General features: G+C 61.0%; 10 protein-coding genes. 6 read left to right on the forward strand and 4 right to left on the reverse strand.

Annotated features, from left to right (window positions below; translation table 11 throughout):
• The first annotated feature begins 6 nt into the window (after window positions 1-6).
• Both glyS and ABOK31_RS02145 read left to right on the forward strand, forming a co-directional pair.
• Entirely contained in the window at window positions 7-2121 is a 2115-nt protein-coding gene (gene glyS, locus ABOK31_RS02140; RefSeq protein WP_349957594.1) for a glycine--tRNA ligase subunit beta, read from the forward strand.
• Between the two features lie 14 nt (window positions 2122-2135).
• Window positions 2136-2630, forward strand: coding sequence for a DUF523 domain-containing protein (locus ABOK31_RS02145; RefSeq protein WP_174179140.1), 495 nt, complete (start codon window positions 2136-2138; stop codon window positions 2628-2630).
• 73 nt (window positions 2631-2703) lie between these two features.
• Here ABOK31_RS02145 and ABOK31_RS02150 read toward each other — a convergent pair whose 3' ends face one another.
• The 3 genes from ABOK31_RS02150 to purD form a co-directional block, all read right to left on the reverse strand.
• On the reverse strand, window positions 2704-4521 hold the full coding sequence (locus tag ABOK31_RS02150; protein WP_349957595.1) for a methyl-accepting chemotaxis protein: 1818 nt from the start codon (window positions 4519-4521) through the stop codon (window positions 2704-2706).
• A gap of 368 nt (window positions 4522-4889) precedes the next feature.
• A complete protein-coding gene (locus tag ABOK31_RS02155; RefSeq protein WP_174179136.1) occupies window positions 4890-5318 on the reverse strand; it encodes a plant virulence effector HPE1-like domain-containing protein in 429 nt (142 codons plus the stop codon).
• Window positions 5319-5430: 112 nt separating this feature from the next.
• Window positions 5431-6699 carry a phosphoribosylamine--glycine ligase gene (purD, locus tag ABOK31_RS02160; protein ID WP_349957597.1) on the reverse strand — a complete coding sequence of 423 codons (1269 nt, stop codon included), beginning with the start codon at window positions 6697-6699 and terminating at the stop codon, window positions 5431-5433.
• Window positions 6700-6946: 247 nt separating this feature from the next.
• Between purD and ABOK31_RS02165 the strand changes: the two genes are divergently transcribed.
• Window positions 6947-9256, forward strand: coding sequence for a Tex family protein (locus ABOK31_RS02165; protein ID WP_349957598.1), 2310 nt, complete (start codon window positions 6947-6949; stop codon window positions 9254-9256).
• A 145-nt stretch (window positions 9257-9401) separates the two neighbouring features.
• Window positions 9402-10661: a cyclopropane-fatty-acyl-phospholipid synthase family protein gene (locus ABOK31_RS02170; RefSeq protein ID WP_349957599.1), complete on the forward strand. Its 1260-nt coding sequence runs from the start codon at window positions 9402-9404 to the stop codon at window positions 10659-10661.
• 89 nt (window positions 10662-10750) lie between these two features.
• Here ABOK31_RS02170 and ABOK31_RS02175 read toward each other — a convergent pair whose 3' ends face one another.
• Complete coding sequence (locus ABOK31_RS02175; protein ID WP_349957601.1) at window positions 10751-11185, reverse strand: hypothetical protein; 435 nt, start codon at window positions 11183-11185, stop codon at window positions 10751-10753.
• A 295-nt stretch (window positions 11186-11480) separates the two neighbouring features.
• Here ABOK31_RS02175 and ABOK31_RS02180 point away from each other — a divergent pair, with 295 nt between their 5' ends.
• Together ABOK31_RS02180 and ubiA are read left to right on the forward strand one after the other, a co-directional pair.
• A complete protein-coding gene (locus ABOK31_RS02180; protein WP_349959058.1) occupies window positions 11481-12266 on the forward strand; it encodes a MipA/OmpV family protein in 786 nt (261 codons plus the stop codon).
• Between the two features lie 178 nt (window positions 12267-12444).
• Window positions 12445-13407 carry a 4-hydroxybenzoate octaprenyltransferase gene (ubiA, locus tag ABOK31_RS02185; RefSeq protein WP_349957602.1) on the forward strand — a complete coding sequence of 321 codons (963 nt, stop codon included), beginning with the start codon at window positions 12445-12447 and terminating at the stop codon, window positions 13405-13407.
• Window positions 13408-13445: the final 38 nt, after the last annotated feature.

Genomic DNA, 13445 nt, shown 5'->3' on the forward strand with positions numbered 1-13445 from the left:
GCTCCCATGCCCGATCTCCTTCTCGAACTCCGCTCCGAGGAAATTCCCGCCCGTATGCAGCGCAAGGCTGCCGGCGACCTGAAGAAGCTGGTGACCGATGCCCTGGTCGAAGCGGGTCTTTCCTATGAGGGGGCGAGGGAATATTGGACGCCGCGGCGCCTCACGCTCGATATTCGCGGCCTGACCGCGCGCTCGGCCGATGTGCGCGAGGAACGCAAGGGTCCGCGCACCGATGCCAACGAGAAGGCGATCGAAGGCTTCCTGCGCGGCGCAGGCCTCTCCTCCATTTCCGAGGCGCAGGTGCAGAGCGACCCGAAGAAGGGCGATTTCTACGTTGCTGTCATTTCCAAGCCCGGTCGCGCGGCAGAGGAAATCGTTGCCGCCGTCATGCCTGATATCATCCGGAACTTCCCCTGGGCGAAATCCATGCGCTGGGGCAAGGCATCGGTGAAGCCCGGCTCGCTGCGCTGGGTGCGCCCGCTGCAGTCGATCGTCTGCACCTTCGGCACCGAGCATGAAGAGACCGCCGTCATCCCCTTCGAGATCGACGGCATCGTCGCTTCGAACGTCACCTACGGCCATCGCTTCCACGCGCCTGATGCGATCACGGTCAAGCGCTTCGAGGATTATGCCTCGAGCCTGGAAAAGGCCTACGTCGTTCTGGACGCGGAGCGCCGCAAGGACATCATTCTGCACGATGCCCGCGATGCCGCTTTTGCCAATGGCCTGGAACTGGTCGAGGACGAAGGCCTGCTGGAAGAGGTCTCCGGCCTCGTCGAGTGGCCGCAGGTGCTGATGGGCTCCTTCGAGGAAGATTATCTCTCGATCCCGTCGGAAATCATCCGCCTGACCATCAAGACCAATCAAAAGTGTTTCGTCACGCGTCCGCAGGCCGGCGAGACGTTGTCCAACCGCTTCATTCTCGTCGCGAATATCCAGGCGACGGACGGCGGCAAGGAAATCATCCACGGCAACGGCAAGGTCGTGCGCGCCCGCCTGTCCGACGCGCTGCACTTCTGGAAGCGCGACCAGGGCGATCTGCCCGATCTCGAAACGCTGGAAGCCTCGGCTAAAAAGTTCGGCCTCGATCTGAAGAAGCCGCTCGATCAGCGCATGGCCAAGCTCGACGCGCTGAACGTCACCTTCCATGCCAAGCTCGGCAGCCAGGGCGAACGTGTTGCCCGCATCCGGACGCTGGCCGCTGACCTTGCCAAGATCACCGGCGCTGATGCTGCCCTGGTCGACCGCGCCGTCGTGCTCGCCAAGGCCGATCTGCGCACTGACGCGGTCGGTGAATTCCCCGAGTTGCAGGGCGTCATGGGCCGCAAATATGCATCGCTGCAGGGCGAGAACGCCTCCGTGGCAACGGCGATCGAAGATCACTACAAGCCGCAAGGTCCGTCCGACCGCGTCCCCGAGGACAAGGTCGCGATCACGGTCGCGCTCGCCGACAAGCTGGACACACTCGTCGGCTTCTGGGCCATCGACGAAAAGCCGACAGGCTCGAAGGACCCCTATGCGCTGCGCCGCGCCGCGCTGGGCGTCGTCCGCATCCTCCTGGAGCGCGGCGTGCGCCTGCCTCTGCTCGCGACCACCAGGGATGCCGATCTGCTCGCCTTCTTCCACGATCGCCTCAAGGTCTATCTGCGCGATCTCGGCGCCCGCCATGACCTCATCGACGCCGTGCTGACGCCGGAGGCCGACGATCTGCTGATGGTCGCTCGCCGCGTCGAGGCGCTGACCGCCTTCATCACCTCCGAAGATGGCAAGAACCTGCTCGCCGGCACCAAGCGCGCCACCCAGCTTCTGGCCGCCGAGGAGAAGAAGGGCACCGTCGTCGCCGATGGCGTGTCGGACGCTCTGCTGAAGCTTGATGCGGAAAAGGACCTCTTTGCCGCCGTCAAGGCCGCCTCCGCCGAGGCTTCCGATGCGATCGCAAAGGAAGACTTCCGTTCGGCCATGGCAGCGCTTTCCAAGCTGCGCGCGCCGGTCGACCGCTTCTTTGAAGACGTGCTCGTCAACGACGAAGACGCCGCCATCCGTGCCAACCGTCTGGCGCTGCTGCGTATGATCCGCGAGGCAACCGGCACCGTCGCCGACTTCTCGAAGATTGCGGGATAAGGCATGGGGGCGCGATGACCGGAAAGATCCTCGTCAGTGCCTGCCTCATGGGCCATGCCGTCCGCTACGACGGCCGTTCCAAACCGCTTGTCCATCCGGCGATCGATCGCTGGCGCGAGCAGGGGTTGCTGGTGACGATCTGTCCGGAAATGTCTGCAGGCATGGCGGTTCCAAGACCGCCGGCGGAGATTGCTGGCGGCGCCATCGGCGAAGACGTGCTTGCCGGCACCGCAAAGGTGATGGAGATCACCGGCGGCGACGTCACGGCGGAATTTCGTCGGGCAGCGGAAAATGCTCGGGCGCTCGCAGAGGAAACCGGCTGCCGCTATGCGCTCCTGATCGACGGCAGCCCATCCTGCGGCTCGGGCTTCATCTATGACGGCACATTTTCCGGCGGCAGGCAGAATGGCCATGGCGTCACGGCGGCGCTGCTCAAGCAGGCCGGCATTGAGGTTTATTCCGATCGCGATATCGACAGACTGGTCGAGCGTCTGAAAACCGCAGACTGAAGCAGCTAATCGCAGCCCAAAAGAAAACCGCCGGACGCGAGCCCGGCGGTTTCCTGTTTCTATCCTATGTCGCTCAGGCAGCGCGACGACGGTGATCCATGGTGGGGTGGCCGTCGTTGACGCGGAAACCGCGGATGAGGGCGAGAAGATCTTCCGTGTCGGCGGCAAGTGTCTCGGCCGATGCGGTGGTCTCCTCGGCCATGGCGGCGTTCTGCTGCGTGGCGGCATCGAGCTGGTTCATCGAAGACGAGATCGAGCGCAGCGTCGTATCCTGCTCGGAGGCGCTATGGGCGATCTTCGAGACGATTTCGTTGGCGGCCTTGATCTGATCGGAGATGCGCTTCAGCGCTTCGCCTGCCTCGCCCACGAGACGGACGCCCTGGTCGACCTGGCCGGAGGAGCGGGCGATCTGGTCCTTGATCTCCTTGGCGGCTGCTGCGGAACGCTGGGCCAGTTCACGCACTTCCTGGGCGACGACGGCAAAACCCTTGCCGGATTCGCCAGCGCGGGCGGCTTCGACGCCGGCGTTGAGCGCCAGCAGGTTGGTCTGGAAGGCGATTTCGTCGATGACGCCGATGATCTTGCCGATCTCCGACGAAGACTTCTCGATGCCGCTCATCGCCTCAATCGCCTGGGCAACCACGGCATCGCTGCGCGACGCTTCGGCGCTGACGGCATGAACGCGCTTGCTGGCTTCGTCTGCGCCTTCCGCGGTCTGGCGGACGGCGACGGTGAGCTCGTCGAGCGCTGCCGAGGTTTCTTCCAGGCTTGCGGCCTGGCGCTCGGTGCGCTGCGAGAGTTCGTTGGAAGCGCGGCGGATCTCTTCCTTGCTGAGGCCGATGTCGTTGCCCTTGGCGTTGACGCGTCCCATGGCGGCTTCGAGATGCGATAGCGCCTCGTTGAAGTTGTTGCGAAGGCCGGCATAGCTGGCGCCGAGATCGCCGCAACGCACCGTCAGGTCGCCGCTGGCGAGATCCTCGAGCGATTTGCCGATGACAGAGACGACGCGAGCCTGTTCGCGGGCCTCATCCTGCTGCTGGCGCAGGTTCTGCTCACGCTCATTGCTGATTTCGAGTTCCTGCGCGGCCTGGCGGTCGGACAGTGCGTGCCGCTCACGGACTTTTTCCTGCAGCGCCTGAGTCGCCTTAGCCATCAGGCCGATTTCGTTGCGCATCTCGGCATGCGGAATGGCCATCGTCACGTTTTCGTCGGCGACCGCCTTGAGGGCGGAGTGGACATCCGCAAGCGGTTTTGTGATGCCACGAATGAAGTAGACGGCGGCACCGATACCGACAAGGAAGACAATGCCGCAGATGAGCAAGGCACGCCACATGGTAGCGTTGATCTGTTCTTCCAGGTCATCCATATAGACGCCGCATCCGAGAACGAGCTGCCAGGGTGCGAAGGCAGCCGAATAGCTGCCCTTCAGGAAAAAGTCGCTATCGGGGTGGCCGGGCTTGTTCCAGTAATAGATGGTGCGGCCGCCGCCCTTGATGCCCTTCTCCACCATTTCCTTGCTGAAATGGGTGCCGTTCTTGTCGACCTGCGAGGACATGTCCTTGCCGATATTGACCGGGCTCGGATGAATGCGCTGGATCACATTATAATCGAAACCGAAGAGATAGCCTGATGGCGCGAAGCTGACATGCGACAGGACCTTGAAGGCCTCAGCCTGAGCGGCCTCATGCGTCATCTCGCCGGATTTCTCGCGCTGGTAATATTGGTTCAAAACCGAAATACCGGATTCGACCTGCGTGCGCAGCATGTCGAAGCGGTCGTCATAAATGGAATCGGCTTGCGACCGGATCTGGAAATAGGTGGCCACTGCGAAGGCGGCCATGAGGACGCCAAGCAGGGCGAATAATTGATGTGCGATCTTGAGATTCTTCATAACATCTCCCACAGGTAAACGAATACCGGTGCGGTATCCTACCGCCTGTGCGATCGCCTGAGAGAATCCCAATACGCTTGCCGCCGCTCGAATGACATGCTGCTGTCCGGTGAACAGTAAAATCGCTGTTTATGTCTAAAAAAGCTTTAATTGCAGGTGTTTGGTTGCATTGTCTCTTGATTTAAACCGGAGATATGCGCTCGGGTCATAAGTAATACTTATTTTGACTTGAGAATGACTGCGGCTGAACCAAGCATTTCCTGATAATTTATTTAGATCACTCGAATATTAGGAAGATATATTTCGAAAAAGTGAATGGTGCCGGCATTCCGCAAGCAAACAAACGCGGCTTGGAATGGATTGCGGAACTATTGGCGAAGCTGGAAACCGGAGATATCGAGCGGTGCAGGTTCGCGAGCTATGGAGGAGTTCGGCAAGGCTGCCGTCTGAGCCGTCATGTCGATGCCGTCGACGGCTTCACCGGCGGCCGCGAGCGCCTCGGGCGTGGGTTTGCTGACGAAGGTAACAGGCGAACCGCCCATCCACGCTTCGGTGCGCACGACCCTTTTCTGACCATCGACATTGCGCACGACGACGGACTGCGTGCCGGGCTCCAGCGTCGGCACGTTATATTCCCTTTCCGTGACCGGCGGCTTGAGCGCAGGGCAGTCGGCGCAGCTCTTGTCGATAATGCTGCCTCTGCCACCGATCATCGTGCCGTCGATCGGCTGGATCGACGAGGCCATGGCGGAGCCGCCTGCCAGCACGCATGCCAAGGTCAGAAAGAAGGAACGCATAACCAGGAACTCCGCCTATAGTGACGAAGACATTAGTGTAGCTTTATTTCCATCCCGTCAGGAGATTAGGTAAAAATTTAATGGACTTGCGATTGTAAAGCCACAGTAATGTTTACTTTTCGCGCTCCACTGCACGCCAGCCGATATCATTGCGATAGAAGCCGTTATCCCACTTCACCTTATCGGCCAGCGCATAGGCCCGTTCTTTTGCTTCGCCCACCGTCTTGCCTGTTGCCGTGATGTTCAACACGCGGCCGCCGGTCGCAACCAGCGTGCCGTCCTTCAGGCCTGTACCGGCATGGAACACCTTTTCGCCTTCGCCGCCTATCGGCAGTGCCGCGATCGGCGTGTTCTTGGCGTAGGAGCCGGGATAGCCTTTCGAGGCCATGACGACGGTCAGCGCCGGATCGTCGCTCCATTCGGCCGTCACCTGATCCAGCGTGCCGTTGGCGCAGGCAAGGAGCAGCGGCAGCAGGTCGCTCTTCAGTCGCATCATCAGCACCTGGCATTCCGGATCGCCGAAACGTACGTTGTATTCGATCAGCTCAGGCCCCTTGGCGGTGATCATCAGTCCGGCAAAGAAGACGCCGCTGAAGGCATGGCCGCTCTCCGCCATGCCGCGCATCGTCGGCTCGATGATCTCCTTCATGGTGCGTTCGACCATGTTTGCGGTCATGACGGGGGCAGGCGAATAGGCGCCCATGCCGCCGGTGTTCGGGCCGGTGTCGCCGTCGCCGACGCGCTTGTGATCCTGCGCGGTTGCCAGCGCCAGCGCATGCTTGCCGTCGCTAAGGCAGAAGAAGCTTGCTTCTTCGCCGTCTAGATAGGCTTCGATCACCACCTCCGCGCCGGCCTCGCCGAATGCGCCTTCGAAGCAATCGTCGATCGCAGCCAGTGCCTCGTCGACCGTCATGGCGACGGTGACGCCCTTGCCCGCCGCAAGGCCGTCCGCCTTGACGACGATCGGTGCGCCCTGAGCGCGAACATAGGCTTTTGCCTTCGGCGCATTATTGAAGCGCTGGTAGGCGCCGGTGGGAATATCGTAGCGGGCGCAAATATCCTTGGTGAAACCCTTGGACCCCTCGAGCTGGGCGGCCGCTGCAGAAGGGCCGAAGACGGCGATGCCGGCGGCGCGCAGCCTGTCGGCAATACCGGCAACGAGAGGTGCCTCCGGGCCGACCACGACGAAGTCGATGGCCTTGTCCTTGCAGAAGGTGACGACGGCGTCATGGTTGTCGATATCGATCGCCGCAAGCGTCGCGTGCTCGGCGATGCCGGGATTGCCCGGCGCCGCATAGAACTCCGTCATGAGAGGCGATTGTGCCAGTTTCCACGCCAGTGCGTGCTCGCGTCCGCCCGATCCGATCAACAGAACTCTCATGGCTTGCCCTTTCGTTGCGTCCCTTTGCGCGGTTAAGCGGGGTTGGGCCAAAGGTCAAGCGTCAAATCCTGTGGAGGTTTGCCTGGTAACATTGCCACGCCTTTTTCTATCGCTAAAGCGGAATGCGGTTTGGACGCGAGATCGCCTCTCACTTGCCGGATCGGTATGATCCGCGTCGAAACCGCTTCTTATGTCCATGGGATCGTGCTTATGGTCCCCTTTACGATTGTCCAGTTCAGAGAGACACATGTCCGCCGATATCCGTTCCCTTGCTGCTACCATTGCTGCCGAGATCAACTCCCGCCCGGATCAGGCCAAGGCCGCCATCGACCTCTTGGACGAAGGCGCGACCGTGCCGTTCATCGCCCGCTACCGCAAGGAAGTGACCGGCGGCCTCGACGATACCCAGCTTCGCACGCTATCGGAACGCCTCGTCTATCTGCGCGAACTGGAAGCGCGCCGCGCCGCCATCATCGAGTCCATCACCAACCAGGGCAAGATGACCGACGAGCTGATGGGCAAGGTCGCAACGGTCGCCACCAAGTCCGAGCTGGAAGACCTTTATCTGCCCTTCAAGCCGAAGCGCCGCACGCGTGCCGAGATCGCCAGGGAGCGTGGCCTCGGACCCTTGGCCGATACCATTCTTGCCGATCGTTCGAAGGAGCCCGCCGTGCTTGCCGAAGGCTTCATCACCGCCGATGTTGCCGACGTGAAGACGGCGCTGGAAGGCGCGCGCGATATCATCGCCGAAGGTATTGCCGAAAACGCCGATCTGCTCGGCAAGCTGCGCAATTACATGAAGACTGGTGCCACGCTGAAGGCCGCCGTCGTCGACGGCAAGCAGGAGGCCGGCGCCAAGTTCTCGGACTATTTCGAGCATCAGGAACGCTGGGCGACGGCTCCCGGCCATCGCGCGCTCGCCATGCTGCGCGGCTGGAACGAAGAAGTGCTGACGCTGAATATCGAAGTCGATACCGATGCCGTCTCGCCGAACAAGCCGGTCGAGCGCATGGTCACCACGGCCTACGACATCGGCGCAAGCCGACCGGGTGACCGCTGGCTGACGGAAGTCGCGAGCTGGACCTGGCGTGTGAAGCTTTCGATGTCGTTGTCGCTCGATTTGATGCGCGAATTGCGCGAACGTGCCGAAGAAGAAGCGATCCATGTCTTCGCCCGCAATCTGAAGGATCTGCTGCTCGCAGCGCCCGCCGGTTCGCGCGCCACCATGGGTCTCGACCCGGGCATCCGCACCGGCGTCAAGGTTGCCGTGGTTGATGGCACCGGCAAGCTCCTGGAAACCACCACGGTCTATCCCTTCCCGCCGAAGAACGACGTGCGCGGTACGCAGGCGACGCTGGCGGCACTCATCCGCAAGCACAAGGTCGAGCTGATCGCGATCGGCAATGGCACAGGGAGCCGCGAGACCGAAAAGCTGGTGGCTGATATGCTCAGCGAACTGCCGGCGCCTAAGCCGACCAAGGTCATCGTTTCCGAAGCCGGCGCCTCGGTCTATTCCGCCTCGGAAACGGCGGCGCTCGAATTCCCCGGCCTCGACGTCTCGCTGCGCGGCGCCGTCTCGATCGCCCGCCGCCTGCAGGATCCGCTCGCAGAACTCGTGAAGATCGAGCCGAAGTCGATCGGCGTCGGCCAGTACCAGCACGATGTCGATCAGCAGAAGCTGTCGCGCTCGCTGGATGCGGTGGTCGAAGACGCGGTGAATGCCGTCGGCGTCGATCTGAACACGGCCTCGGCACCGTTGCTTGCCCGCGTCTCCGGCCTCGGGCCGTCGATCGCCGAAGCGATCGTTAGGCATCGCGATGGCGAAGGTGCGTTCGAGACGCGGCGTGATCTCCTGAAGGTCGCCCGTCTCGGTCAGCGCACCTTCGAGCAATGCGCCGGCTTCCTGCGAATCCCGAACGGCAAGGAGCCGCTCGACGCTTCCTCCGTGCACCCCGAAGCCTACGGTGTCGCCAAGAAGATCGTCGCTGCCTGTGGCCGCGACCTGCGCACGCTGATGGGCGATACAGCAACGCTGAAGGCGGTCGATCCCAGGCAGTTCATCGACGACAAGTTCGGCCTGCCGACCGTGCGCGACATCATCGCCGAATTGGAAAAGCCGGGCCGCGATCCGCGTCCGAGCTTCAAGACCGCAACCTTTGCGGAAGGCGTCAACGAGATCAGCGACCTCAAGCCCGGAATGCTGCTGGAAGGAACCGTCACCAACGTCGCCGCCTTTGGTGCCTTCGTTGACATAGGCGTCCATCAGGACGGTTTGGTGCACGTCTCGCAGCTGGCGGACCGCTTCGTCAAGGATCCGCATGAGGTCGTGAAGGCCGGCGACGTCGTCAAGGTCAGGGTCGTCGAAGTCGACGCGAAACGTAAGCGAATCGGCTTGTCCATGCGCAAAGATGGCAGCACTGTGGCAGCCCCATCCGGGCGGGACACACGCGAACAGAGTGGTGCGCGCAACGCTGGGGTTAAGGCAAATGCCCGTCCGAAGGCCGAACAGCAGGGTAGTTTCGGGGCGGCATTGGCCGACGCACTCAAACGAAAATAAGGGCTTAGCGGAACTTCGTGCAAGAATGTCACACTCTGGCAGCGTTGTTGCCAGAGTGCCAATGACTGTCCAAAGGTAAGCTTGCCACAATGCTGTGAGGCGTTAAAGTCTGCCTTAATGTCATGTCATAACATTCGAGGCGTCCATGGCGTCCACGCTTTTTTCTCTCATCAAGAAAATCATCCGTAAAGGTTCGCTCCAGCTTACACTCGCATCCGGCGAGACCCATCTGGTTGGCGATGGAACCGGAGAGACGGTTGCCGTCCGGTTTGCCGATCAGCAGGCAGAAGATGCTATCGCCCGCGATCCGACGCTTAAGCTCGGCGAAATGTATATGGAGGGCCGCTTCATCCTCGAGCAGGGGGATATCTACGAATTCCTGTCGCTGGTGAAGCAGAACACAACCAATGAAGTTTTCGATCTCCGGATGGCGGTGCTGCTGATTGGCCGCATCGCCTGGCAGCAGATCAAGAGCCGCTCGCCGATCAACCGCAACAAGTACAATGTTGCGCATCACTACGATCTGTCGGCGAAGCTGTTCGATCTCTTCCTCGATGAGGATTGGCAGTATTCCTGCGCCTATTTCAATCCGCCCGGCATCAGCCTCTATGAAGCGCAACTGGCCAAGAAGCGCCACATCGCCGCCAAGCTGCTGGTCGAGCCCGGTCAGAAGGTGCTGGAGATCGGCTCCGGTTGGGGCGGCATGGCCATGTATCTCGCCGAAGCCTATCCAGGTCTCGATGTGACCGGCATCACGCTTAGCGAAGAACAGCTCAAAGTATCGCGTGAACGGGCGGCCAAGCGCGGCCTCTCCGATCGCGTCCGCTTCGAGCTGCAGGACTATCGCTACCTGACGGGCGAGAAGTTCGACCGTATCGTCTCGGTCGGCATGTTCGAGCATGTCGGCATCGGCGATTACGGCAAGTTCTTCCGCAAGGTTTCGGAGCTGCTTGACGATAATGGCGTCATGCTGCTGCACTCCATCGCCCGCCCGAAGCCGAGCTTTGCCACCAACGCCTTCATCGAGAAGTATATTTTCCCGGGCGGATACATCCCGTCGATCGGCGAGACCACGCCGCCGCTGGAAAAGGCCGGCTTGCTCACCAGGGACGTCGAGACCCTGCCGATGCACTATGCCTATACGCTGAGGCACTGGCGCAACCGCTTCGTGGCGCGCAAGGCCGATGCCGTCGCGCTTTACGACGAGAAGTTCTTCCGCATGTGGGAGTTCTATCTGGCTGGCTCCGAAATGGGCTTCCGCTGGGATGAGCTCTTCATCATGCAGCTCCAGATCACCAAGAACCAGTTCGCCGTGCCGGACAATCGCAATTACATCGCGGAGCGCGAAGCGAAGCTGAAGGAGTTCGAGGCAGTGCGCGCACCTTTGGAGAAGGTGACGTTCTGAGCCTCTATCATCGCACCGTTTGACAGGGCCGGACCGTGGAAACCTACGATCCGGCCTTTCTGTTCATACTCCACCTGCAGGCAAGATCGTCATTTGCCGACGTGAACAGTGAATGTGCCGTCCTGCACCGTACCGTCGGTGTTCAGTCCCGTAAGGCGCATGGTGAATTGATCGATGCCCGAGAAACCAGGGTTCGGCGTATAGTAGACAATGTTCCCCTGAACCGTCTTGCCCGAGCATAGATAGGCATTGCTGTCTTTCGAAAATTTTGCTGCGACCGGGCCGTGCTCGACGTCAACCTTGCCGTGCGCTGGCGCCTTGACAACGCCCGTATAGGGAAAGCCTGCAAACGTGCAGTCCTGCTTCACGAGGGAAGCACTCGTAATCTTCGTTTTCTTGCCGGGCGCAACTCTTCCCGAAAACTGGCTTTGCTTCGCCCCGCCGATCGGAGTGCCGACGCAGCCGGAAAGCGCCATGCCGGCACTGAGGATCAGACCTAGGGAGATCAGGGATATGGTCTTCATTCGTTTCTCATTTTTGAAATTGGGGGCTGCGAGATCGTGAGTGTCTGGCAGGCTTCGGCCATTACCCACGATTGAGTATTCTATACAGGAATTAAATCAACGCGATAGATCGGCGCATGTCGAATGATATCCGGTGGGAGCAACCTGAATTTGATGTTCTCAATGGATTCGGCGTCTTGTGGTTAAGAGAGCGGTAACGCGATCCGCATAATTTGAGGCAACTCTCGGGCCATATGGCCCTTTGTATTGCGTATCATGGAGTTTCGTTGTGTTAGCAAAGTTAAGGTTCCTTTTCATTAGCGGCCTCTCAGTCCTCGCCTATGCCGGCGCTGCCGAGGCGGGTGATGGCCAGCATCTCTGGTCGGGTGATTGGTACCTAAGCGTCGGTGCGGCCGGTTTCTCCGCGCCGAAGTTCGAAGGCGGCAAGCACAACAAGCTGCAGTGGTCGCCGCTGGTCTCGATCGGCCGGCAGGGTCCAGGTCCGCGTTTTTCCTCGCGCAACGACAATCCCTCCTTTGCCCTCATCGAGAGCGACGCATTCCGCATCGGTATCGTCGGCAAATTCGTGCCGAGCCGCGACAGCAGCGATGGCCACGAGCTGAGGGGGCTGAAGAAGGTCAAGTGGGGTCTCGAGGCCGGCGGTTTTGCCGAAGCCTATCCCACGGACTGGTTACGCGCCCGCGTCGAAGTCCGCCAGGGTATTCGCGCCCATAGCGGCGTCGTCGCCGATGCCGCGGTCGATGCTTTTACCGACATCACCCCGGAACTCCGCGCTTCGGCCGGTCCGCGCATGACGCTCGCCAGCACCGACTATTTCGACGCCTATTACGGCGTCAATGCGCGGGAATCGGCTGCCTCCGGCCTCAGCGGCTACAAGCCCGGCGGTGGCGTCAAATCCGTTGGCTTCGGCGGCGCCCTGACCTGGAAGGCCACGCAGAACTGGACCACGAGCACCTTCCTCGAATATACCCGGCTCACCGGCCCGGCCGCCGACAGCAGCCTCGTGCGCGAGCGCGGCGACCGCAACCAGCTGCTGATCGGTGTTTCCGCCAGCTACAAGTTCAATTTCACGATGAACTGAGTAACGAGCGAGGCCAGAGCATGATGCCGAAAAGTGCTTGAGCGGCTTTCGGACGACATCATGCTCTAATTCTTTGATTTTAGAGCGGATTGAGATCTTAGGTCGTTTCGACCTGAAATCATCGGACTCTAATGCCCGCAGCTTGACCTCGGGGGCCGGATATCAATACTACTCGCCTATGCAAAACACAGGCGACATCAACGGGCGCGTCGCCGACGCGCCTTCCGGCAACTGGGTCTACCGGGTTCTCCCCCCGACGCTCTGGCCTTACGCCCAGCTTGCGCGCTGGGACCGGCCGATCGGCTGGCAGCTCCTGATGTGGCCATGCTTCTGGTCCGTAGCGCTTGCGGCCAATGCCTCTGTCGCCATGGGACATGGTTCGCCCGGCTTCGTGGTAATTTATCACCTCTTCCTCTATTTCATCGGCGCCGTCGCCATGCGCGGCGCTGGCTGCACCTATAATGATCTGGTCGACCACGAGATCGACATGTCCGTGGCCCGCACGCGCTCGCGCCCGCTGCCATCGGGCCGCGTAACACGTTTCCAGGCCAAGGTGTTCATCGCATTGCAGGCTCTGGTCGGCCTGCTGGTGCTGCTGCAGTTCAATTGGTTTGCCGTCATCCTCGGCGTGCTGTCGCTCGGCATCGTCGCGCTCTATCCCTTTGCCAAGCGCTTCACGGACTGGCCGCAGTTCTTCCTTGGGCTTGCCTTTTCCTGGGGCGCCCTGATGGGCTGGGCCGGCCTTTTCGGCAGCCTGTCCTTTGCCTCGATCGTGCTCTATCTCGCAGCCATCCTCTGGACCATCGGCTACGACACGATCTATGCGCATCAGGACAAGGAGGATGACGAGCTGATCGGTGTCCGGTCGACCGCCCGGCTTTTCGGTGACCGGACGCGTCTCTGGCTGGTCGGGCTTTACGGCGCGACGCTGCTTCTGATGCTGCTGTCCTTTGCGCTTGCGGGTACAAGCTGGCTGGCCTATCTCGGCCTGATCGTCGCCGGCGGCATGTTCGCCTATCAGATCGCCGTGCTTGACATCAACGACGGCGAACAATGCCTGGCCTTGTTCAAATCGAACAATCGGGTCGGGCTGATCATCTTCGCCGGCCTCTTCCTGTCGTTCCTGTTTCTCGTTCCCTGAGGGAAGGGATTCGCCGCGTCCGATTTAAAGGGGGGTGC

It is taken from the genome of Rhizobium sp. ZPR4, from assembly GCF_040215725.1.
GTDB lineage: Bacteria > Pseudomonadota > Alphaproteobacteria > Rhizobiales > Rhizobiaceae > Rhizobium > Rhizobium rhizogenes_D.

What these genes read in the sequence shown, in the direction of transcription:
- glyS (WP_349957594.1), top strand. Translation starts at nt 7, where the DNA reads ATGCCCGATCTCCTTCTCGAACTCCGCTCCGAGGAAATTCCCGCCCGT.
- ABOK31_RS02145 (WP_174179140.1), top strand. Translation starts at nt 2,136, where the DNA reads ATGACCGGAAAGATCCTCGTCAGTGCCTGCCTCATGGGCCATGCCGTC.
- ABOK31_RS02150 (WP_349957595.1), bottom strand. Translation starts at nt 4,521, where the DNA reads ATGAAGAATCTCAAGATCGCACATCAATTATTCGCCCTGCTTGGCGTC.
- ABOK31_RS02155 (WP_174179136.1), bottom strand. Translation starts at nt 5,318, where the DNA reads ATGCGTTCCTTCTTTCTGACCTTGGCATGCGTGCTGGCAGGCGGCTCC.
- purD (WP_349957597.1), bottom strand. Translation starts at nt 6,699, where the DNA reads ATGAGAGTTCTGTTGATCGGATCGGGCGGACGCGAGCACGCACTGGCG.
- ABOK31_RS02165 (WP_349957598.1), top strand. Translation starts at nt 6,947, where the DNA reads ATGTCCGCCGATATCCGTTCCCTTGCTGCTACCATTGCTGCCGAGATC.
- ABOK31_RS02170 (WP_349957599.1), top strand. Translation starts at nt 9,402, where the DNA reads ATGGCGTCCACGCTTTTTTCTCTCATCAAGAAAATCATCCGTAAAGGT.
- ABOK31_RS02175 (WP_349957601.1), bottom strand. Translation starts at nt 11,185, where the DNA reads ATGAAGACCATATCCCTGATCTCCCTAGGTCTGATCCTCAGTGCCGGC.
- ubiA (WP_349957602.1), top strand. Translation starts at nt 12,445, where the DNA reads ATGCAAAACACAGGCGACATCAACGGGCGCGTCGCCGACGCGCCTTCC.